Annotated in this window: 23 protein-coding genes and 1 pseudogene; 15 read left to right on the forward strand and 9 right to left on the reverse strand. The window is 45.2% G+C overall.

Features of this window, described 5'->3' with window-relative positions; all coding sequences use genetic code 11:
• Positions 1–12 precede the first annotated feature (12 nt).
• The 4 genes from csdA to A6E01_RS03085 form a co-directional block, all read right to left on the reverse strand.
• The gene (gene csdA, locus A6E01_RS03070) at positions 13–1,224 is read right to left on the reverse strand and encodes a cysteine desulfurase CsdA (RefSeq protein WP_065209542.1); all 1,212 of its coding nucleotides are present in this window, start codon (positions 1,222–1,224) and stop codon (positions 13–15) included.
• Entirely contained in the window at positions 1,217–1,822 is a 606-nt protein-coding gene (locus A6E01_RS03075) for a DJ-1 family glyoxalase III (RefSeq protein WP_065209543.1), read from the reverse strand. The genes csdA and A6E01_RS03075 overlap by 8 nt, the downstream gene beginning before the upstream one ends.
• Positions 1,812–2,702, reverse strand: a complete 891-nt coding sequence (gene panE / locus A6E01_RS03080; protein ID WP_065209544.1) for a 2-dehydropantoate 2-reductase — start codon at positions 2,700–2,702, stop codon at positions 1,812–1,814. The genes A6E01_RS03075 and panE overlap by 11 nt, the downstream gene beginning before the upstream one ends.
• Positions 2,703–2,980: 278 nt before the next feature.
• A complete protein-coding gene (locus tag A6E01_RS03085; RefSeq protein WP_065209545.1) occupies positions 2,981–3,784 on the reverse strand; it encodes a nucleoside-specific channel-forming Tsx family protein in 804 nt (267 codons plus the stop codon).
• Positions 3,785–4,074: 290 nt separating this feature from the next.
• Here A6E01_RS03085 and A6E01_RS03090 point away from each other — a divergent pair, with 290 nt between their 5' ends.
• The 6 genes and pseudogenes from A6E01_RS03090 (at position 4,075) to A6E01_RS03110 (ending at position 8,768) form a co-directional block, all read left to right on the forward strand.
• Positions 4,075–4,647, forward strand: a complete 573-nt coding sequence (locus A6E01_RS03090; RefSeq protein ID WP_065209546.1) for an LON peptidase substrate-binding domain-containing protein — start codon at positions 4,075–4,077, stop codon at positions 4,645–4,647.
• Positions 4,648–5,055: 408 nt separating this feature from the next.
• Positions 5,056–5,831, forward strand: a pseudogene (locus A6E01_RS21505) (transposase); the annotation flags it as partial.
• A 186-nt stretch (positions 5,832–6,017) separates the two neighbouring features.
• Positions 6,018–6,968: a fasciclin domain-containing protein gene (locus tag A6E01_RS03095; RefSeq protein WP_065209547.1), complete on the forward strand. Its 951-nt coding sequence runs from the start codon at positions 6,018–6,020 to the stop codon at positions 6,966–6,968.
• A 191-nt stretch (positions 6,969–7,159) separates the two neighbouring features.
• Positions 7,160–7,471, forward strand: coding sequence for a DUF4397 domain-containing protein (locus tag A6E01_RS03100; RefSeq protein ID WP_065209548.1), 312 nt, complete (start codon positions 7,160–7,162; stop codon positions 7,469–7,471).
• Positions 7,472–7,515: 44 nt separating this feature from the next.
• The gene (locus tag A6E01_RS03105) at positions 7,516–8,103 is read left to right on the forward strand and encodes a sigma-70 family RNA polymerase sigma factor (RefSeq protein ID WP_065209549.1); all 588 of its coding nucleotides are present in this window, start codon (positions 7,516–7,518) and stop codon (positions 8,101–8,103) included.
• On the forward strand, positions 8,100–8,768 hold the full coding sequence (locus A6E01_RS03110) for a ChrR family anti-sigma-E factor (protein WP_065209550.1): 669 nt from the start codon (positions 8,100–8,102) through the stop codon (positions 8,766–8,768). The genes A6E01_RS03105 and A6E01_RS03110 overlap by 4 nt, the downstream gene beginning before the upstream one ends.
• Positions 8,769–8,847: 79 nt before the next feature.
• On the opposite strand, the gene A6E01_RS03115 is transcribed toward A6E01_RS03110, so the two are convergent.
• The 4 genes from A6E01_RS03115 to A6E01_RS03130 form a co-directional block, all read right to left on the reverse strand.
• A complete protein-coding gene (locus A6E01_RS03115; RefSeq protein ID WP_065209551.1) occupies positions 8,848–10,248 on the reverse strand; it encodes an AmpG family muropeptide MFS transporter in 1,401 nt (466 codons plus the stop codon).
• A gap of 336 nt (positions 10,249–10,584) precedes the next feature.
• On the reverse strand, positions 10,585–11,130 hold the full coding sequence (locus A6E01_RS03120) for a peptidylprolyl isomerase (RefSeq protein WP_017029128.1): 546 nt from the start codon (positions 11,128–11,130) through the stop codon (positions 10,585–10,587).
• On the reverse strand, positions 11,127–11,702 hold the full coding sequence (locus A6E01_RS03125) for a YajG family lipoprotein (RefSeq protein ID WP_017029129.1): 576 nt from the start codon (positions 11,700–11,702) through the stop codon (positions 11,127–11,129). The genes A6E01_RS03120 and A6E01_RS03125 overlap by 4 nt, the downstream gene beginning before the upstream one ends.
• 75 nt (positions 11,703–11,777) lie before the next feature.
• Positions 11,778–12,929, reverse strand: a complete 1,152-nt coding sequence (locus tag A6E01_RS03130) for a methyltransferase (RefSeq protein ID WP_065209552.1) — start codon at positions 12,927–12,929, stop codon at positions 11,778–11,780.
• A gap of 203 nt (positions 12,930–13,132) precedes the next feature.
• Between A6E01_RS03130 and A6E01_RS03135 the strand changes: the two genes are divergently transcribed.
• The 9 genes from A6E01_RS03135 to nqrM all read left to right on the forward strand — a co-directional run bounded on the left by A6E01_RS03135 (position 13,133) and on the right by nqrM (position 21,047).
• Complete coding sequence (locus A6E01_RS03135; RefSeq protein WP_065209553.1) at positions 13,133–13,435, forward strand: BolA/IbaG family iron-sulfur metabolism protein; 303 nt, start codon at positions 13,133–13,135, stop codon at positions 13,433–13,435.
• Between the two features lie 337 nt (positions 13,436–13,772).
• Positions 13,773–15,113: a Na(+)-translocating NADH-quinone reductase subunit A gene (locus A6E01_RS03140; protein WP_065209554.1), complete on the forward strand. Its 1,341-nt coding sequence runs from the start codon at positions 13,773–13,775 to the stop codon at positions 15,111–15,113.
• 3 nt (positions 15,114–15,116) lie between these two features.
• Positions 15,117–16,358 (forward strand): NADH:ubiquinone reductase (Na(+)-transporting) subunit B, encoded by a 1,242-nt coding sequence (locus A6E01_RS03145; protein WP_017029133.1) that lies wholly within the window; start codon positions 15,117–15,119, stop codon positions 16,356–16,358.
• On the forward strand, positions 16,348–17,115 hold the full coding sequence (locus tag A6E01_RS03150) for a Na(+)-translocating NADH-quinone reductase subunit C (RefSeq protein WP_065209555.1): 768 nt from the start codon (positions 16,348–16,350) through the stop codon (positions 17,113–17,115). The genes A6E01_RS03145 and A6E01_RS03150 overlap by 11 nt, the downstream gene beginning before the upstream one ends.
• Positions 17,115–17,747, forward strand: coding sequence for an NADH:ubiquinone reductase (Na(+)-transporting) subunit D (locus A6E01_RS03155; RefSeq protein ID WP_017029135.1), 633 nt, complete (start codon positions 17,115–17,117; stop codon positions 17,745–17,747). Before A6E01_RS03150 ends, A6E01_RS03155 begins: the two co-directional genes overlap by 1 nt.
• A 7-nt stretch (positions 17,748–17,754) precedes the next feature.
• The gene (nqrE, locus tag A6E01_RS03160) at positions 17,755–18,351 is read left to right on the forward strand and encodes an NADH:ubiquinone reductase (Na(+)-transporting) subunit E (protein ID WP_017031174.1); all 597 of its coding nucleotides are present in this window, start codon (positions 17,755–17,757) and stop codon (positions 18,349–18,351) included.
• Between the two features lie 23 nt (positions 18,352–18,374).
• On the forward strand, positions 18,375–19,601 hold the full coding sequence (nqrF, locus tag A6E01_RS03165) for an NADH:ubiquinone reductase (Na(+)-transporting) subunit F (RefSeq protein WP_065209556.1): 1,227 nt from the start codon (positions 18,375–18,377) through the stop codon (positions 19,599–19,601).
• Between the two features lie 168 nt (positions 19,602–19,769).
• Positions 19,770–20,804, forward strand: coding sequence for an FAD:protein FMN transferase (locus A6E01_RS03170; protein ID WP_065209557.1), 1,035 nt, complete (start codon positions 19,770–19,772; stop codon positions 20,802–20,804).
• A gap of 9 nt (positions 20,805–20,813) precedes the next feature.
• Positions 20,814–21,047 (forward strand): (Na+)-NQR maturation NqrM, encoded by a 234-nt coding sequence (gene nqrM, locus A6E01_RS03175; protein WP_065209558.1) that lies wholly within the window; start codon positions 20,814–20,816, stop codon positions 21,045–21,047.
• A 63-nt stretch (positions 21,048–21,110) separates the two neighbouring features.
• Here the strand turns inward: nqrM and A6E01_RS03180 are convergent, their stop codons facing one another.
• Complete coding sequence (locus tag A6E01_RS03180) at positions 21,111–22,367, reverse strand: uracil-xanthine permease family protein (RefSeq protein WP_065209559.1); 1,257 nt, start codon at positions 22,365–22,367, stop codon at positions 21,111–21,113.
• Between the last annotated feature and the right edge of the window lie 39 nt (positions 22,368–22,406).

The raw sequence follows: 22,406 nt of genomic DNA on the forward strand, positions 1-22,406 counted from the left end.
CTTGCAGCTTTTCTAAAGCATATCTACAGCTTTGGTCAGAGCAGCGATAAACGCATCCACTTCTTGCTCTGTGTTATAGACCCCAAAAGACACTCTTACCGTCCCCTTTATACCTAGCGCGTCCATTAATGGGTGAGCGCAGTGATGACCGGCGCGTAGCGCAATACCTTGCTGATCAAGTAGGGTAGCGATGTCCTGATGATGTACGCCTGGCATCATAAAACTGATGACACTTGCGCCAGCTTGATAACCCACTAGCTCTATGTCTTCGATATTACAGATCGCCAGATAGGCTTTTTGTTGTAATGCTTGCACATGTTTTTCGGCGCTCTGATAGTCAATTTCTTTGAGCCAATCTATGGCACTGGAAAGGGCGAGTGCGCCAGCCACATTCGGCGTGCCTGCTTCAAATTTTCCGGGAAGATCACTGAATGAAGTCCCAGAAAAACTCACCTTTTGCACCATCTTTCCGCCGCCATGCCATGGAGGCATAGCTTCCAGTAGCGCTAGCTTTCCATAAAGCACACCGATACCGGTTGGCGCATATAGCTTGTGGCCAGAGAAAACGTAGAAGTCACAATCGAGGGCTTGTACATCTATGGGTTCGTGCACAATGCCTTGCGCACCATCAACCACGACGACTGTGTTAAATTGCCTCGCAAGGGCAATCATTTCCTCAATAGGATGGCGAGTACCTGTGACATTAGACACCTGACCAATAGCCAAAATCTTGGTATTGTCATTAAGCAGTGAGCGATACGCATCTAGATCCAGTGTGCAGTTTGCCAACATAGGGATCTTAACAACGGTCGCCCCTGTTTGCTCTGCAACAATCTGCCATGGAACGATATTCGCGTGGTGCTCCATTTCACTGACCAGTATCTCATCACCGGCTTTTAAATAGTTTCTAGCATAGGTCTGCGCGATAAGGTTAATCGCTTCGGTTGCACCGCGAGTCCACACGATCTCCTTATTTGAGGAGGCGTTGATAAAGGAACGTACGTTATCTCTTGCACCCTCAAAGGCTGTGGTTGCCGAAGCGGTTAGACTGTGGCTTCCTCGGTGCACGTTGGCATTGTGCTGTGAGTAGTACTGACTAATGGTGTCGATAACTCTAGCGGGCTTTTGAGTGGTGGCTGCACTATCAAGGTAAACCAAGGGCTGTTGATTTATTTGTTGTTGCAGGGCCGGAAATTGGGCTCGAATGGCGTGAATATCAAACACCTTTAGCTCCTAGTTCGTGATAGTGAAGGTTGGGTAGTGGCACCATAGGCTCGGCGACGCTCCAAGCAAAGGCTTTACCAGAAAGCAGAATAATGATTTCCATAGCAAACTCAAAGGCGGTCGCTGGGCCTTGGCTTGTCAGTAGCTTATGGATTTGATCGTAGGTTACCCGTTTCTCACGCCAGTTTTGCTCTGGAATATGAGACTTAAAGCTTGGGTGGCATGTCATAAGGGCGTCGGGGTATAAACCGTGGTGCTGCAGCATCAGAGCTGGCGTTGCACAAATGGCGGCATTGAGCCTGCCATCGTAGTGCTGCTGTTTAACCATCTCGACGAGTAGAATACTTTTTTGAAACACTTCCGCACCACCCACGCCCCCAGGCATAGCGATGACGTCAAACTCTTCATCGGCAACATCCACCAGTTTCACTTGTGCAGCAAGAGGTATGCCTCTTGAGCCGTTGAAGGTCAGTGCGCCTTCAGGATCGACACTGGCGACGGTCACTTGATAGTTAGCGCGAATGAGCACATCAATAATGGTAATTGCTTCCATTTCTTCTGTGCCTGGTGCAATAGGGACTAAGGCTTTAATGGTCATTTTGGGCCTCTTTTTGTTTTATCTGCTCGAAGAGATTCTTGTTCATCGGCGTATCAATGTTGTGCGCTCGTGCTCGCTCGAGTAAGTACCCAGTAATATAGTTGATCTCTGTTGGGCGATTGTAATGAATATCTTGATGCATGGATGAGAAGTTCTTGCTAGTCGCTTCTATCACCTGTTTTGTTCGAGCAAATAGCTCTGCATTGTCACAAGAGAAACCCTCGGCATTTATCACCGCGCTGATCTCACTACACAAAGTCTCAATGATCTCCAAGGTATCCTTTGCAGCTAGTTCACCATTTCGGCAATCTCTCAAAGCCGTTAACGGGTTAATGCAGCAATTGATCGCAAGTTTATTCCACAGCGCTTGATAGATATTGCTATCGGCGTGGGCTGGAGGCATTGCCAGATTAAAGGCTTGAACTAAGCTGCCCAATTCCACTTCGGCCTTGTCATTGAGAGGACCGATAATGGTTTGTCCCTGACCGGTATGCAGAACCTGCTGTTGATTTTTTCGCAGTGCACCATGAGTGGTTGTGGCAAAGAAAACAGGATGCTCAGACATTTGCGGCAAAATAGCCTCAACAGCGCCCATGCCATTGTGACTAAATAAAATAGAACAGTCGGCTTTGAGCTGCGAAAGAATAGACTTAAACGCGCTTTGTACTTGCCACGCCTTGACAGTTACGATCAATAAGTCGGCATTCGCCAACTGAGACTCTTGATTACAAGGAAATAAAATAGCAGGTTGATCGTCTAACGACAGTGAGAGTGATGACTCACAGCCGCGCGTCCATAACGAGACTGTGTGGCCAGCGTTGTTGAGATAACAGGCCCAAAGAGAGCCAATGGCACCGGCGCCAAGGATGCAAATATTCAAACCATACTCCAGAGTATTTATACCAATCGTACTAAATAACTGCTCATTCTAGCTGGTTAAAATGCTCGATAACTGCGTTAGAATTTTTGATTGTAGAATAACTACTTATCGAAAAATTCTGCCTTGTTCTCGAGCATTTTTCCTGCGCTATTTCTGAACACTTACTTAGTGTGATTGGTATTATGCTTGGCTAGGATACTCGTAATAGAGCTATTTCGCGAATTAACGGGATCAAAAAAGGCGCTAAAAAGCGCCTTTTGTATAACTTAGAGTTCGACTTAGAACTTGTAAGTTACTGCAACGTAGTGACTTACGCCTGATGATTCGAATGCATCGCTATCTTTGATACCGTATACATCTTTGTATAGCTTAAGGCCGTAACCTACTGCGTAACGATCTGAGTGCCAGTAGATACCGTTGAACATTGCGCCGCCGTTGCTAGCAGAAGAGTACTCTTCTTTCATGCCGAATTGGTAGTCAATGTAACCTTGGTAAGAAACGAATGAACCGTTTTCGAAGAAGTAGAATGGTTTGAACCAGTTAGTAGACACTTGGTAACCGTTCCAATCTTTAAGGTTTGAATCGTAAGTACCGTAAAGGTTAAGGCCGATTTTGCCTAACCAAGGAACCATTACGTCAGAACCTAGACCGATTTTCTGTTGGTTAACAGCAAATGCATCAACTTTCTGTGTAGCACCATCCCAAGTGATTTCAGATGCAACGTATAGCTCTTGTACTGGACCGAAAGAAAGGTCTTTCTTAGTTAGTGCATCAAGAGACATACGAGGAGCAAATTTCATGAAGATTTTGCTGCTAGCGTCAGCTTTATCAGAGCTTGGGTTGCTTAGTAGGTTGAAAACATCAACGTAGCCGTAAAGATCGAAGATACCAGAGCGGCCGCCGAATTCCATTTCTAGGTAGTCGTGGCTAGAGTTGCCAGGCTTTTCATCGAAAGCACCCATTAGGTTGAATTGCATCCACTTGTAGTCGTTCTTGTGGATGTCACCGTCTGTGTAGTCAGCAGCCATTACAGGTGCTGAAGTAGCCGCTAGTAGGCCAATAGTTAAAAGTGATTTACGCATAATAATGGGTACTCTAAAAATGTTTGTGCGAAAAAATGAACTTGCCATTCCATAGCAACCGTTTCCGTGAAGCGAATAATAGAGATCTGGCACGCAAATGGAAGTGGCAAAATGTAAAAGTTCAATTCAGATCGGTGATCTTAATCACATTTCTGTAAAGAGGGTGCTCAAAGGTCAGTCAAACGGATATTTTTAAGGGAACTTTTTAGGTAACAAAATGTGGCAAGGTTTCTGATCTATCTATTTTCGTTTGCGTAACAGTTCTGGAGATTAGAAAAGAAGAGTGGCTTATGTCTGTAATTAAATTGTTCCCCTTAAGTTCAGTCGTTTTACCTGAAGGGAAAATGAACCTAAGAATCTTTGAACCTCGCTATAAGCGGATGATCAGCGACTGTTGTAAGGCGGGAGAAGGTTTTGGTGTTTGTTTGATTAGTGAGCCTGGTACTTCTTCTCCTGGCAATATCTCTCGCGTAGGCACACTCGCAGAAATTATCGATTTTGAACAACTTTCAGACGGGTTCCTTGGAGTAACCATAGTGGGAACTCGTCGTTTCAGGGTGAAAAGGGTTTGGAGTGAGTTTGATGGCTTACGTTGTGGGGAGGTAGAAAACCTCAGCAACTGGGATAGCCGAGAACTCTCGCGAGACAACCTTTACATCAGTGATCAATTGCAAAGGGTTTATCAGCGGTTTCCAGAGATTAAGAATCTCTACTCACATTGCTTCTTTGATGATGCAACTTGGGTAAGCCAAAGATGGTTGGAACTACTGCCTATAGAGCAACAGCAATTTGAGCACCTCATATCCCAAGCGGATTGTAATGAAGCGTTGAGATTTCTCAGCCAAGCTATCGAAGCCCAATGAATGATGTACGGAAATACAATCATGTCTGGGGCGTGTCGAATTTGCTTTGCGTATTTTGGTCAGCAATTCATCGGTAGCCACTGCCACTTATTTTCAATTGGTGAACGGCGTCCTATTTTTATGCGGCTGTTTTTGTACCATCGGTCTTTGAGAGCTTTCTTACTCAGATAACGTTTATAAAGATACAGATTGGTCTCTAAGTATTGTTTTCGACAATGATGTAGAAGCGAAGTCGCCCTGAGGGACACCCTGATGCATTGCACAAAACAAGACGCTCTCAACTTCCCCTAACTTGATAAATGACAGAGAAGGCTAAGAAAACCATCACAGCTTTACATCTCACGAACACATTTCCTCAATAATCGGTGGAGTAGAGTATCGAAGTAACTGGACACGTCACCTTCGATATTCATCTCACGTGATTACAAGCCACAAGGCTTCTTCTACCCAGACCATCGCACAGTGGACGGCAAGAATGGGATTATCCTAGATACCTATACGACAGCAGGAAATGTCAACGACTCTCAACCTCATATCCAACGTTTAGACCAAACATTAGTACGCTTTAATTTAAACCCAATCTCGGTTGGACTTGATACTGGGCACTTCCGGCACCGGTTGCCGAATGCATAGAGCGTCGAGGTATTTTAGGCGTGTTGGGTTATCGCCGTCTATTGATAACCAAGAACACGTTTAAGAAAAACACTTCAAATACAACAAAGACAACGACACGTACTTATGTCCTGCAGGGCAAGAATTTGTTTATAAGACACCGACTAGAGGTGGATACAGAGAGTATCACTCAGACGCCAAACAATGTGCGTTCTGCCTAGTTAGACACGACTGTACGACAAGCCAAAACATGAAGAAAGTAGTAACGAGGCACATCTACAGTGAAACCGTTGAGCGTTCCAATATGATGCAGCTCTCACCTTATGGTCGGAAAACTTATCGGCGTCGGAGTGAGACTGTAGAACAAAGTTTCGCAGATGCAAAACAACACCATGGACATCGTTATGCTCGCTTCCGCTGCTTGGCGAAAGTACAAATGCAGTGTTGGATGGCAGCAACTTCTCTAAATATCAGGAAGACAACTCTGACGCAGAGTCATCTAAAAAGAAGGGGGCAAAAGGGCTCAAGTAAAGCAAATACTGACGTTCTGGAACCAACATCAGCCTTCATAAAGTAAAGTGCGTTATAAGTGAAAAATCGCGATCGCCCCCGAACAGTAGCTGATTAAAAGAGAACTCCGTTAAAAAAGCGGGGTTCTTCAGCAATCTGAAGCCGGCACATTTGTGTCGGCTTTATTTGATCTAGATGAAAGATTCCGCCGTATCTAAAGTGCCTAACAAAGGAAATGGGACAAAGTTATGAGATTACTAAAAGCTACCTTACTCGCTACAATCACTTTATTTTTCGTTACTGCTTGTGATGATGATGATACAAGTTCAGCCGTTAGCGCTGCTACGGTTGTCGATGCTGCGGTTGCCGATGGCAACTTTACAACCTTAGTAGCAGCCGTACAGCAAGCCGGCCTTGTTGAAACCTTATCAGATCCAAATGCCGAACTTACTGTGTTTGCTCCAACAGATGCTGCTTTCGAAAAATTTTTGATGGAGAATAATTTAACTGCCGATGAGCTTTTAGGCAGTCCAGATCTGGCTGATATTCTAACGTACCACGTTTATGCTGGTGAAGTTGATGCAGCGACTGCTATTGGACTTGCTGGTAATACAGTTGGAATGTTTAACGGAGATAATGTCGCCTTATCACTAAGCGGTGACAACTTATTGGTAAATACCTCCACAGTGACAGCGACTGATATCATCACGGGCAACGGTATTGTTCATGTGATTGATGCAGTGTTGGTCCCGCCCGCGGACATGGGTGAGCCGACTTCGAATATTGTAGAGACTGCAGTAAACGATGGTCGCTTTACAGTTTTAGTTCAGGCACTCATTACCGCTAATTTAGATGGCGCACTAGCTGACGAAAACGAAACGTATACAGTATTTGCACCCACTGACGATGCTTTTACAGCGTTACTTGCCGAGCTGAATATTGATGCTGCCACTTTGTTAGCTGACCCAAACCTAGCCGATATTTTGCTGAACCACGTTGTTCAAGGCGCTGCGGTAGATTCAGTTACAGCGATGAGTCTAAACGGAACTAATGTAACTACGATGGCAATGAAAGAAATCGCTATTGCCATTGATGATGAAACCGACACACTAACAGTAGGTGGTTCTAACGTTATCATTAGAGATATATACACTACCAATGGCGTGATTCATGTTATTGATGCAGTGATTATCGATTAGAAGTCGATCACACCTCACCCCCTATAAGTCAATGCTCGATACATATCGAGCATTGACTTATCTAGACACAACACAACTAATTACTTGCTTCGCACTATTTGATATAGCTACGCTGCCAGCACTACAGCCTGTATGCCATTAATGATTTAGCCAATATAGACGCGCTTGTTATTGAAGGTAGTCGTTGACCTGTGGCAACTAGCGCTCCCTTGAGGGTGTTGCACGGTGCATCTTTACCCGCAGCTGCCACAGTTGGCGTATACTTAACGGATTCAACGGATTCAACGGATTCAATTAATAGTGATCCAGCCCTACCTGGGTTTGCGTATACAGATATTGTACAGAACGTTTATGTTGCAGAAGGTACCTACGTGGTGACAGTAACGGGCGTAGGCAGTAAAGAACCTGTTCTTCAACTTGAAGGTGTGGCACTAGAAAACGGTAAGGTGTATAAGGCGATTGCAACCAATGGTGACATACTCGCTGCAGACATCACCGAATAATCTATTAGGGAGGTTCGTCCTCCCTCGCTCTCAAAAGGTGAATCATGGAAACGTTAGCCAAAGCCTCAAACCCGACTCGGGCAGAGTGGAACGAGTGCATGGTCAAGGTACAGCAGGGAGATAAAGCCGCCTTTGCTAAGGTGTTCAAGCATTTCTCCCCTCGCTTAAAGCAGTTTGCTTATAAGCATGTGGGGAATGAACAAGTAGCAATGGAGCTAGTGCAAGATGCTCTAGCGGCAGTTTGGCAAAAGTCTCATCTGTTTGACGGTAGTAAGAGTGCTCTATCCACATGGATATACACTATTGCTCGAAACCTTTGCTTTGATCTTCTTCGCAAACAAAAAGGCAGAGAACTGCATGTACACTCAGAAGACATTTGGCCAGATGATTACTGCCCACCTGACTTGGTTGACCAGTATTCACCTGAGAGAAACATGCTAAGAGAGCAGATTGTCCGGTATCTAGATACGCTTCCCGTGAAGCAGAAAGAAGTGGTCAAAGCGATATATCTTGATGAGTTACCTCATCAAGAAGTAGCAGACAAATTTGATATTCCTCTCGGAACAGTTAAATCAAGATTGAGACTGGCAGTAGAGAAGTTGAAAGACACAATAAGGGCGGATCAAGTATGAAACATCATCCAAGTAACGAGTTGTTGAAAGCCTATGCGGATGGAAGCATCGATGCTTGTAATGGACTGACGCTCGCAGCTCACGTAGAGACCTGTAGTCACTGTCATAGCAAGATAGAAGAGTTTGAGGCTCAAGCTTCCCAATCTTTAATGGAACAAGATGCAGAGGTTGATTTTGACCAAAATATGATGGAGGCGATGTTTAATGACATCATCTCTTTAGATAAACAGAGTGCCATCACCAAGCCAAAATCAGCGGTGAAAATTGAAGTGAATGGTAAACAGTTTTTCCTTCCTAAGTCGCTGCAAAACGTGAGTACACGACTGAGTGATTGGAAAAGCTATGGTGGCAAAGTGTATACCGCGCACCTTGACATTGGAGAGCAAGAGCGCGTGAGCTTGCTGTACATAACAGGAGGAGTGCAAGTCCCTCAACATACCCACAAAGGTGTTGAGACGACACTGGTACTGTATGGCAGCTTTAGTGACGAAGAGGGGCAATACAGTGCTGGTGATTTTACCGTCGCCGATGCTTCTATTAAACATGCCCCGCGAACCGAAGAAGGGCAAGACTGTCTATGTCTAACCGTTCTGAGTGATCCTATGGTATTCACTCAAGGTGTTGCACGAATCTTTAATATGTTTGGTCGAGGAATGTACCCTTAGAGGTGACAATCCTAGATACAAAAAATGCCACACTCTGTGTGGCATTTTTATTGAAGCAAGATCAGGATCTAACTTATAGCTAGGCAGAATCTGATTCTTCTTTTAACGATTGATTGTGCCGTTTTTCATCCTCTAAACCGCGTAGACGAGCCTTTTCTAGGACGTCGTTAAAATACCCTCGAAGAGAATAAAGCATGATTAAGCTTGGGATTACCATGGCGGCAGTAATGATAAAGAACAGTGACCAGTCATTGAGATAGTCAACCAACTCACCACTGAAGGAGGCGAGGGTCGTTCGACCAAAGTTGCCTAAAGACGCAAGTAGTGCGTATTGCGTGGCAGAGAAGGCTTGCCCGGTTAAAATCGTTAAGAAGGAAACAAAGGCGACGGTGGAGAATGCCGTAGTAAAGTTATCGACAAGAATGGTGGCTAAGAACAAGGTTTCACTTGGGCCCGCTTTCGCTATCCAAGCAAACATCAGGTTACTGGATGCCATGGCTACACCGCCAATCATTAGACCACGTACAATGCCAAATCTGACGTTGAACATACTACCGACGATGGTAAAGAGTATGGTCGCTCCCCAGCCAAGTAGTTTAGAGTAATGACCGATCTGTTCGTTGCTAAAGCCTATCTCTTTGTAGAATGGAATCGACATTCGACCAAGGAAGGCTTCACCAATCTTAAATAAGAAAACAAACAGTAAAAGAGTGATTGCGACTCGCACGCCATTGCGTCTAAAGAAATCGGCAAAGGGTTCAATTAGGGTAACGCTTAACCAAGCAACGACTCGAGAGCCTACCACTTTGTTATGACGCTGCTCTGCCTCTGCTTGTAGTTTACTTCGAGCGGTATGCGGCTCTTTGGTAAGCAGTGTAAATAGCATGAGTATGCCAATAATGGCTGTCATCCCCATGTATACACCGTTCCAGCCAATGCTATCAGCATTAACGAAGGCTAAATAACCCGGTAGTGAATATCCCGTCCACCATCCAACAACGGCCATTGCTGACGCTTGAGGTAACTTGGACGCTTCACTTTTGGGGAAGCTATCAATTCGGTATGCATCGATGGCCACATCTTGAGTAGAAGACGCGATGGCGATGCCTAGCGCTAACATGGAGGTAAACATTAGGCTCTTGGCAGGGTCAACGCCGGAAATAGCCAGGGTACACATCAACATGATCCCCTGGCATAAAAAGATCCACGATCGACGTTGGCCTAATAGGCGGTGCAAAAGAGGCAATTTAACGCGGTCGACTAACGGTGCCCACATAAAGTTGATGGCATACACGGCAAATACTGAGCCGAAATAGCCAATGGCTGCGCGAGTTAATCCGGCATCTTTTAGCCAGCCAGACATGTTTGAGCCAATTAACACCCAAGGGAAACCGCTAGAGCAGCCCAACATAAACACCCAAAGTAGGCGCTTATCGAGGTAGCTTTTGAACGTCTCACGCCAAGACATTTTTTCCGTCATTCTATTTCCTTTTGCCCAATACAGTTGCAGGGTCCATAGACCCTGCGTTTAACTTAGGGCCTGTTGACCTTTTGCGATTAAATTTTGCTCGACCAGAAGCCATTTAATCAAGGCGAGGGACTTGTAGCCTAGTCATCTAAGCAAAAGTCGCTCAACGACGAGTAAATGGCTTCTGGACGAGCCCTTCGGGTAGCGTTTGTTGGGCATTTCTACCGCGTTAGTCCCTTTTCATGTGGAACCACCACACCTAAAAGCGACTGCCTTGTATAAATACCCAACAAGTCGCTACAAAAATAACCTCAAAAGGTTAACAGGCCCTAGTACTCTAGATGAGATCTATTTTTGAATTGTCACTTTTGTGACAACGATAGGCGTGGAAGGGACATCTTTCATAAAACCAGAGCTTTTGGTCGGAACGCTGGCCATTTTCTGAACCACATCATAGCCTTCAACGACTTGGCCAAAAACCGCATAGCCAGGGTTTGAAGAAGAGTAGTTCAAGAACGCATTGTCTGAATAATTGATGAAAAATTGACGAGTTGCAGAGTCAGGGTTGTTGGTGCGCGCCATAGCAACACTTGCAACCTTGTTCTTTAAGCCATTGCTGGCTTCATTTTTGATTGGACCATAGGTTTGAATCTGGTTCATCTCTTCATCAAAGCCGCCACCTTGTGCCATAAAGCCAGGGATCACACGGTGAAAAATGGTGCCTGCATAGCTACCATCTTCTACATAGCGTAAAAAATTTGCGCTAGTGACAGGGGCTTTTTCATCATCTAATTGAATAGTGAAGTTACCCAGTGTTGTTTCAAACACCACCTTGGTGCTCGCAAAAACAGATGCACTAAACAGCGCGCACATTAATAGTAGTAATCGGCTCATTGAAATTTCTCCTCCATGTAATCGATAAGCTCTACGTCATTCGCAATCTCATTTAACACTAGTTTAGATACGTGATTGAGGATGAGTTCAATTTGCTCATTGGAAGCACCCATAGAATTGGTTGCTTTGGCACTGCCAGTATAGGTTTTCACAAACTTACCGCTCGGTGTTTCGACGGTAACCTTGAGCGTCACCTTAGCGTCCATGTCATTGCTAAATGTTGATGAGTTAACGCGTACTAAGGCTTCTTGAACTTCCAGTTCAACGTTATTTTCACTGCTTAGTGAAATAACAAAACCTTGTGACTCCAAAAGCGACTTCATCGCATTGTTAAACGCAATTCGGGCATTTTGCTTAGCATGGATGGGTAGCGCTTTATCCGCACCCTTCTTAACTAAGGCTAGGTACTGAGCCGTTCGCACGTCTGTTGTGCTCAGCGCCAGAGATTTTTGTTCATTCAACGTAATCTGGTTACTGTCAGCCGCTGGAGCAAAGTTTAGCTGTTGATCTGTCGGGTTAGCACAGCCGCTCAGGATAAGGGCTGAAAAAGCAACAATCAGCAAGTGTTTCATCGATAGTTCCCTTAATGAGATAGTGAAAAATGAAAGAGTAATTCTGAGACTATCACAAGCCTCAGAACAATAGCGCTATTTGATTGATTTTCTTGACGCTTTCTCAGCAGAAACAATCGTGAACTTTTTATTGTTGGCCACCACCTTTACCTTGTTTGGTCCAAACAGTCGGCCAAGTTTGGCGGGATACCCTAGATGACTGTTGCCAATCACTAGTAGCTTACCTCCATCTTCTAGCACTTTATGGGCGTCAGTGAACATCTGCCAAGCAATGTGGTCAGTCACGGTATTTTGTTGATGGAAGGGTGGGTTGCATACAACCAGGTCGTGGCTGCTGGCTTCAAAACCATCAAGGCAGTTGTTGGCGACAAAGGTGAATCTTTGCGGATTGCTGACATTGGCTTCGACATTAATGCGGGCTGACTCTACTGCCATAAAGCTTTCATCGACACTGGTAATTTCTGATTCTAGGTTGTTTCTGCCTAGCTGAATTGACAGCACGCCGTTACCGCAACCTAGATCAACGATCTTCTTATATTGAGAGTGGCTAGGCAGGTGATCGAGCACAAAGCGAGCGCCCAGATCTAGGCTTTCTCCTGAATAGACATTGGGAAGATTGCACAGCTGCATATCATGTTCAGGCACAGACCAGCAGGTTTTTGCTTCTACTGCCTTGGTTGGTTGAGCATTACTTTTACTAAACACGAGTCGGTGTTTTTTCCACGCAAGGGACGTCGATGTTTCGCCAAGGTGCTGCTCGAACAATTTTAGTGTTGAGGTATGGATAGCATTGGCCTTGTTGACCGCGACGACAGGCGTATTTTCAGGCAGGGACTGTCTTATTTGATGTAATTGCCAGGTCAAGAATCGATTACTTTTAGGGATCTGCAAGATAACGGCATCAATATCTTTGGGGATGGTGTCGGTAGAACGCAGAAATTCGACCTTATTACACTGATTGCGTTGCAGGTTCTTCAGAGCGCCTTTTTGACTAATAAGGGAGTCTGATTGCAGGTACACTTCATAGTCTCGAGAGAACCAGCAACTAAGCGCACCGAAATTATCGTTCAGAATGAGAATCTTAGAGCCCGCTGCAAGAGGGTTCTCAGTAAAGTGATTGATAACGTACTCATCACCGGCATCCCAAGCTTGAAAGGTCTCGTTCGCTCGTTTAGGAAATCGGTGTAAGGTAAATTGTTGGTCGTGCAGTGCAAGCTCGGTTTTCATGATTATCAGTGTTAAAAAAGTGATACAAAACTATGTCTATTGTCGCAAATTAGCCCTATTTATGCGAATTAACTTATTGTTCTGATTTAGAATAAAGAAAACGATTAAGTCCAAATGCGCCTGCATTTCGTACTAAAATGTAGCGATTGGCTAAAAATTGAGCTTTTACATTATACTTAAGCGTATCAACTTAGAGAAACAGCATGCTACAGCAATTAATTGAGCAGAAATTGGATCATCACTTCTCTCCGCACCATCTACAAGTCATCAACGAGAGCTACAAACACAATGTACCTGAAGGCTCTGAAAGCCACTTTAAGGTTGTTGTGGTGAGTGACAGATTCGAGAATTTAAGACTGATTGCCCGTCATAGATTGGTAAATCAAGCACTCAGTGATGAACTTGCTGCTGGTGTACATGCGCTTTCAATGCACACCCTGACAAAAGATGAATGGAAAGATCAGCAAATTCCTGATTCTCCGGATTGCATGGGTGGGGGACACTAACGAAAACTCGATAATGGTTAGTTTGTTACATTTTTACTGATTGTTCACAATTTAACCTTGATCTCATAAAAACGGCGTCTGTGCCGTGCTTTAGATCAAGTTTTATGGCGCTAGATGACGTAAATTTGTAATTTATTGCTAATCCTTATTGCACAACATGGAATGTATCGGGCTGATGATGTTAGAATTGCAGGCCCGGAAGGAATCCCTCTAGCGGATTCGTATGGTAATTAACAAGGATATGTTAGAAAAAACTGACCTATCTGTTATGAACAAGCACATTATGGATGTGCTTGTGTTATGAAAGTCTTTTTTCCTTAAAATAGTGCAAGTGCGTATGATTACAATTAAAAAGGGTTTGGACCTTCCTATTTCAGGCGCTCCTACCCAGGTGATTAATGACGGTAATACCGTCTCAAAAGTCGCCTTGCTTGGCGAAGAGTACGTGGGCATGCGTCCAACAATGCATGTTCGCGAAGGGGACGTAGTAAAGAAAGGACAGGTTCTTTTTGCTGACAAAAAGAATCCTGGCGTAGTATTTACTGCACCTCAAAGTGGTACGGTGACACAAGTTAACCGTGGTGCGAAGCGTGTGCTGCAATCAGTTGTTATCGAAATAGCTGGTGATGAGCAAATCACTTTCGACAAATATGAGCAAAACGAACTAGCTAAGCTAGATGCGGATGTGATTCGCAAGCAGCTTATTGATTCGGGCTCATGGACCGCTTTAAGAACTCGTCCGTTCAGCAAGGTACCAGCAGTCGACTCTACGACTAATGCCATTTTCGTTACAGCAATCGATACTAATCCATTGGCAGCAAATCCTGACGTTATCATTAACGATCAGTCTGAAGCATTTGTTGCAGGTCTAGACCTGTTATCAGCGCTGACCAATGACAAGGTATTCGTATGTAAAAACGGTGGTTCACTTCCTCGTTCAGAGCAAAGCAATGTCGAAGAGCACGTGTTCTCTGGTCCGCATCCAGCGGGTCTAGTGGGGACTCATATGCACTTCCTTTACCCTGTGAATGAAGAGCATGTCGCTTGGAGCATCTCTTACCAAGACGTTATCGCATTCGGTAAGTTGTTCTTAACCGGTGAGATCTATTCAGATCGCGTTGTCGCGCTGGCAGGTCCTGTAGTAAACAACCCTCGCTTGGTTCGTACTACTGTTGGTGCTTATCTTCCAGAGTTAGCAGATAAAGAAATGATGCCAGGTGAAGTGCGCATTATTTCAGGTTCTGTACTTTGGGGTACTAACGCGGCAGGTCCTCATGCGTACCTTGGTCGTTACCATCAACAAGTTTCTGCGCTTCGTGAAGGCAGAGATAAAGAATTATTTGGTTGGGCAATGCCAGGTAAGAACAAGTTCTCAATTACTCGTTCGTTCCTTGGTCACCTATTTAAAGGCCAATTATACAACCTAACTACATCGCTAAATGGCGGTGAGCGTGCAATGGTTCCAATCGGCAACTACGAGAAAGTAATGCCATTGGATATCGAGCCGACACTGCTTCTGCGCGATTTGTGTGCTGGTGATGTAGACAGTGCACAGCGCTTAGGTGTTCTAGAGCTATCTGAAGAAGATGTTGCTCTTTGTACTTATGTTTGTTCAGGCAAATATGAATACGGTGAGTTACTTCGAGAGTGTCTAGACACTATAGAGAAGGAAGGTTAAGTCATGTTGAAGAAATTTATTGAAGACATCGAACCGCATTTTGAAGCCGACGGTAAGTGGGAGAAGTGGTATCCGCTTTACGAAGCTGCAGCCACTCTATTTTACACTCCGGGTACGGTAACTAAGACTAAAGCACACGTGCGTGATAGCGTTGACCTTAAACGTATCATGATCATGGTGTGGTTTGCTGTCTTCCCAGCAATGTTCTGGGGCATGTATAACACGGGTAACCAAGCGATCAGCGCTTTGACCTTCTTACACTCTGGTTCTGAACTGGCAGGTATTGTGGCAGGCAACTGGCACTACTGGCTAACAGAGATGCTCGGTGGCACCATAAGTGCTGAGGCCGGGTGGGGCAGTAAGATGTTGCTCGGTGCAACCTACTTCTTACCTATCTATGCCACGGTATTTATCGTAGGTGGTTTCTGGGAAGTTTTATTCTGTATCGTGCGTAAACACGAAGTGAATGAAGGCTTCTTCGTTACCTCTATCCTATTTGCATTGATTGTTCCGCCAACATTGCCTCTATGGCAGGCTGCACTAGGTATTACCTTTGGTGTAGTAGTAGCGAAAGAGATCTTTGGTGGTACAGGGCGTAACTTCCTGAACCCTGCTCTTGCAGGCCGTGCATTCCTATTCTTTGCCTACCCAGCTCAAATCTCGGGTGACTTAGTATGGACTGCAGCGGATGGTTTCTCTGGCGCAACGGCTCTTAGCCAATGGGCTCAAGGTGGCGACGCTAACCTAGTTCATAATGTGACTGGCCAAACTATTACATGGATGGACGCATTTATCGGTAACATTCCTGGCTCAATAGGTGAGGTTTCTACCTTGTTCCTAATGCTAGGTGCACTGATGATCGTTTACATGGGAATTGCATCTTGGCGCATTATCGCTGGTGTTATGATCGGTATGATCGCAACAGCAACGCTATTTAACTTAATTGGTTCTGATACCAATGCGATGTTTAGTATGCCTTGGCACTGGCACCTTGTTCTTGGTGGCTTTGCATTCGGTATGTTCTTCATGGCGACAGACCCTGTTTCAGCCTCTTTTACCAACAGCGGTAAATGGTGGTACGGTATCTTAATTGGTCTAATGTGTGTTTTGATTCGTGTGGTTAACCCAGCTTACCCAGAGGGTATGATGCTGGCGATTCTATTCGCGAACCTATTCGCTCCATTATTCGACCACGTTGTTATCGAGAAGAACATTAAGCGGAGACTAGCACGCTATGGCAAATAAGAACGATAGCATTAAGAAAACGCTAGGTGTCGTTGTTGGTTTGAGTTTGGTCTGTTCTGTCGTGGTTTCTACCGCGGCAGTAGGCCTGCGCGATAAACAGCAAGCTAACGCGGTACTGGATAAGCAAACAAAAATCGTAGAAGTCGCACAGATCTCTGAGCAAGGCACTATTCAAAAATTGTTTGGTGACTTCATTGAGCCTCGTTTGGTTGACTTTGAAACTGGCGAGTTCGTTGAAGGTGATGCAGGTGCATACGATCAACGTAAAGCTGCAAAAGATCCAGCTGAATCAATCCGCTTAGCCGCTGATGATGACAAAGCTAAGATCATTCGCCGCGCTAACGTAGGTACGGTATACCTTGTTAAAGATGGTGATAACTACTCTAAGGTTATCCTTCCTGTGCACGGCAACGGCCTTTGGTCGATGATGTACGCTTTTGTAGCGGTTGAGATGGACGGCAACACGGTTTCCGGCATTACTTATTACGAGCAAGGTGAGACTCCTGGATTAGGTGGCGAGATAGAAAATCCTAATTGGGTAGCTCAGTTCGAAGGTAAGAAACTGTTTGACGACAACTTTAAGCCTGCGTTGAAGATTGTTAAAGGTGGCGCAACAGCCGGTGATATTCACGGTGTTGATGGACTATCTGGTGCAACTCTGACGGGTAACGGCGTACAACATACTTTTGATTTCTGGTTAGGCGACATGGGCTTTGGACCATTCCTTGCTAAGGTACGCGAAGGAGAGCTGAACTAATGGCTATATCTAAAGAAGCGAAGCAAAACCTTTGGGCTCCTGTTTTAGATAACAACCCAATTGCTTTGCAGGTTCTTGGTGTGTGTTCTGCGCTTGCGGTAACCACCAAGCTTGAAACAGCATTTGTTATGACATTAGCGGTAATCTTTGTAACTGCTTTGTCTAACTTCTTCGTGTCTGTTATTCGTAACCACATTCCAAACAGCGTGCGTATCATCGTTCAGATGGCAATTATCGCATCGCTTGTAATCGTGGTAGACCAAATCCTGAAAGCTTACCTTTACGATATCTCTAAGCAGTTATCGGTATTCGTTGGCTTGATCATTACTAACTGTATCGTAATGGGTCGTGCAGAAGCATACGCTATGAAATCTGCACCACTACCATCGCTACTGGATGGTATCGGTAATGGTCTAGGTTATGGTTTCGTACTGATTACCGTGGCATTTTTCCGTGAGCTTATCGGCTCTGGTAAATTGTTCGGTATGGAAGTACTGCCTCTAGTGTCTGACGGTGGTTGGTACCAGCCTAACGGTATGTTCCTACTTGCACCGTCTGCATTCTTCTTGATTGGCTTTATGATTTGGGCAATCCGTATCTTCAAGCCTGAACAAGTAGAAGCGAAGGAGTAATAGCACGATGGAACATTATATTAGCTTGCTGGTTAAATCGATTTTCATCGAAAACCTAGCATTATCCTTCTTCTTGGGCATGTGTACATTCCTTGCTGTATCTAAGAAGGTAAAAACCTCTTTCGGTCTTGGTGTAGCAGTTGTGGTGGTGTTGACCATCGCAGTTCCTGTGAACAACCTGCTTTATAACCTAGTGTTGAAAGAGAACGCATTAGTCTCAGGTGTGGATTTAAGCTTCCTTAACTTCATTACCTTCATCGGTGTTATTGCAGCCCTAGTACAGATTTTGGAGATGGTGTTAGACCGCTTCTTCCCGCCTTTGTACAATGCGCTAGGTATCTTCCTACCGCTAATTACGGTGAACTGTGCAATCTTCGGTGGTGTATCTTTCATGGTACAGCGTGACTACAACTTCGTTGAATCAGTAGTATACGGCTTTGGCTCTGGCGTAGGCTGGATGCTAGCAATCGTTGCTCTTGCTGGTCTGCGTGAGAAGATGAAGTATTCAGATGTGCCTCCAGGTCTACGTGGCCTTGGTATCACCTTCATCACTGTAGGCTTGATGGCGTTAGGCTTTATGTCTTTCTCCGGTGTTCAACTGTAAGAGTAAATTATAAGGATTAGTCAATGAATACTATCGTTCTTGGCGTAGTGATGTTTACTCTGATTGTATTGGCTCTAGTGCTAGTGATCTTATTCGCTAAATCTAAGCTAGTACCAACGGGTGACGTCAACATTTTAGTAAATGGTGACCCTGAGAAAGGCTTTATGGTTTCTCCAGGTGACAAACTGCTTGGCGCTCTTGCTGGCAACGGTATCTTCGTATCGTCTGCTTGTGGTGGTGGTGGCTCTTGTGGCCAGTGTCGCGTAAAAGTGAAGTCTGGCGGTGGTGATATTCTACCGACCGAGCTTGACCACATTAGTAAAGGTGAAGCACGTGAAGGCGAGCGTCTAGCGTGTCAGGTAGCAGTGAAAACTGACATGGCTATCGAGCTTCCAGAAGAGATCTTTGGTGTTAAAAAGTGGGAATGTACTGTTCTTTCTAATGACAATGAAGCGACCTTCATCAAAGAGCTTGTACTTCAGATCCCTGATGGCGAGGAAGTGCCTTTCCGTGCAGGTGGTTACATTCAGATTGAAGCTGAACCACATCATATCAAGTACGCGGATTTTGATATCCCTGAAGAGTATCGTGAAGATTGGGATAAGTTTAACTTGTTCCGCTATGAGTCAGTGGTTAAAGAACCATCGATCCGCGCATACTCAATGGCTTCTTACCCTGAAGAAGAAGGTTTGATTAAGCTGAACGTGCGTGTTGCAACGCCGCCGCCTAACAACCCTGACGTACCACCAGGTATCATGTCTTCATACATCTGGTCACTTAAAGCCGGTGACAAGTGTACTATCTCTGGCCCATTTGGTGAGTTCTTCGCTAAAGATACAGACAACGAGATGGTGTTTGTTGGTGGTGGTGCTGGTATGGCGCCAATGCGCTCACATATCTTCGACCAACTACTGCGTCTGAAGTCTAAGCGTAAGATGACGTTCTGGTACGGTGCTCGTTCGAAGCGTGAGATGTTCTACATCGATGACTTCGACAAGCTAGCAGCAGAAAACGACAACTTTGTTTGGCATTGTGCTCTATCTGATCCTCTTCCAGAGGACAATTGGGACGGCTACACAGGCTTCATCCATAACGTATTGTACGAAAACTATCTGAAAGACCATGAAGCGCCTGAAGATTGTGAGTACTACATGTGTGGTCCACCTATGATGAACGCAGCTGTAATCGGCATGCTAAAAGACCTAGGTGTAGAGGATGAAAACATCCTACTCGATGACTTCGGTGGTTAAACCGTAATCGAATAAAACAATGGCTGGCTCTTTGAGTCAGCCATTTTGTTTTGTAGAAGCTAGAAGCTAGAAGCTACAAGCTACAAGCTAGAAGCTAGAAGCTAGAAGCTAGAAGCTACAAGCTAGAACCCAGTGCGCTCTTCGCGCATTCAACCTATGGAGAGAAAGATGAAAGTTACACGTCATCTTATTCAGTACTCAACATTACTTGCTACTTTGTTGATTTCAGTAGTGGTATTAACGGGCTGTGAGCACGCGCCCAAGCAGGTTGCATTGAGCGGCAAGACGATGGGTACCACCTATCACATAAAGTATATTGCTGATGATAAGGCGCCAGAGCCTGAAGAAATGCAAAAGCAGATTGATGTCTTGCTCGAGCAAGTTAACGATCAGATGTCCACATATCGCCCTGAATCTGAGCTAAGTCTTTTCAACCAGCATCAGACTGCAGCACCGTTTCCTGTATCGAAAGAAACAGAGATAGTGGTTCGTGAAGCAATTCGCTTAAACGAACTGACAGAAGGCGCTCTCGATGTAACGGTCGGTCCTTTGGTCAATCTATGGGGTTTTGGCCCAGAAGCTCGTCCTGACAAAGTGCCAACGGATGAAGAGCTGGCATCACGACGTGAGATGGTAGGGATTCAACACCTGTCTGTTACAGAGCAGGGCTTATCAAAGGATATCCCGAATCTGTATGTTGATCTTTCAACCATAGCTAAGGGTTGGGGCGTTGATGTCATTGCCGATTACCTTGAGTCGCAGGGAGTGCACCGTTTCCTCGTTGAAGTGGGTGGTGAACTGAGATTGAAGGGCAGTAATAGTGAGGGCATTCCTTGGCGTATCGCCATTGAAAAGCCGACGGTGGATGCTCGTGAAGTGGAATTGATTGTTCAGCCAGGTGATATGGCAATGGCGACATCCGGTGATTATCGCAATTATTTTGAGCGTGATGGTGTGCGTTATTCGCACATAATTAATCCAAAAACTGGCAAACCGATCGCACACAAGGTAGTCTCTGTGACAGCGATTCACCCATCATGTATGACGGCTGACGGTCTAGCGACGGGTCTGATGGTGATGGGCGAAGAAAGAGGCCTTCAGGTTGCGAACGATAATGATCTCGCGATCTTTATGATCGTAAAAACTGAAGATGGCTTTAAAGAGGTGTACTCAGAAGCCTTTGCCAAGTATTTGAATAAGTAGGATAGAGCAATGACAACGTTCTTAGTCACATTTGGAATTTTCCTCGGCTTCATTATCTTGATGTCCGTGGGTTATATCATCCAGAAGAAGGTCGTGAAGGGTAGCTGTGGCGGCCTAGACGCGATGGGCATTGATAAAGTGTGTAGTTGTCCTGAGCCTTGTGACGCTCGTAAGCGCCGAGAAGCGAAAGCTGCGGCAAGAGCTGAGAAAGTCGCATCTTGGGAAAAAGACCGTATTGCTTAATCGTATTTGAGTAATAAAAAATGCCAAGCGTAAGCTTGGCATTTTTGTTTCTATCTATTGGGATTATTTTTGCTCTGGATTTTCTTCCATCTGAGCGCTATCCACAACATGCGACTCACCAAGGTCTCTTGGTAAAACAAGGTTCAGAAGAATCGCTACAATACCGCAAAGGCTGATGCCTTGCAGACTGAACTCACCCACACCAAACGCCATACCACCGATACCAAATACCAGTGTTACACCGACAATCACAAGGTTGCGTGAGTTGTGCAAATCTACACGGTTTTGGATAAGGGTGTTTAGACCTACTGTGGCAATAGAACCAAACAGCAACATCATAATACCGCCCATCACAGGCACAGGGATGGTTTGCAATATACCACCCAATTTACCCACTAGCGCCAGCACGATAGCGGTTATAGCCGCGTAGGTCATGATTTTAGGGTTGTAGGATTTGGTTAGCATTACTGCGCCTGTCACTTCACTATAGGTCGTGTTAGGTGGCGCGCCCATCATGCTTGCTGCCATTGTGGCAACGCCGTCACCGGCCATGGTGCGGTGTAATCCTGGTTTTTTCAGGTAGTCTTTACCTGTCACGTTAGAGATGGCCAGCATATCGCCAACGTGCTCTACCGCTGGGGCAATAGCTACTGGAATCATAAACAGGATGGCATTGATGTTGAACTCGGGCGCTACAAAGTTAGGCAGTGCAAACCATGCGGCATTGGTCACTGGGCTAAAATCGACGATGCCAGCAAACAAACTCAAGGTATAACCTACCGCAATCCCGCCAAAGATAGGCAGTAGCTTTAAGAAGCCTTTGGCAAATACGCTGATGATGATAGTAGTCAGTAGCGAGGCCAAAGAAATCCACAAAGCGATTTGCCCATCGACTAATTGAATAGCACCATCTCCAGTTTTACCCAGCGCCATATTTACCGCAACAGGGGCAAGGCCTAGACCAATTACCATGATCACAGGACCCACTACCACGGGTGGCAAAAGTCTATGAATGATGGCAACACCACGAACACGAATCAAGCCACCTAATGCTATATACACAACACCAGCAGCCATGAGTCCACCCATGGTGGCAGGAATACCCCAAGTTTGAACGCCGTAGAGAATCGGTGCAATAAAGGCAAAAGAGGACGCTAAAAAGATTGGCACCGAGCGTTTAGTGATTAATTGGAACAGAAGGGTACCGACACCAGCACCAAACAGTGCCACGTTCGGATCTAGTCCCGTTAATAAAGGAACAAGAACAAGAGCACCAAACGCAACGAATAGCATCTGCATACCCTGTAAAATAGAAGTCATGATTTTCTTTCTCCATTTTTTGGAAAATCGACAAATACT

This window comes from Vibrio breoganii (assembly GCF_001677275.1).
Classification (GTDB): domain Bacteria; phylum Pseudomonadota; class Gammaproteobacteria; order Enterobacterales; family Vibrionaceae; genus Vibrio; species Vibrio breoganii.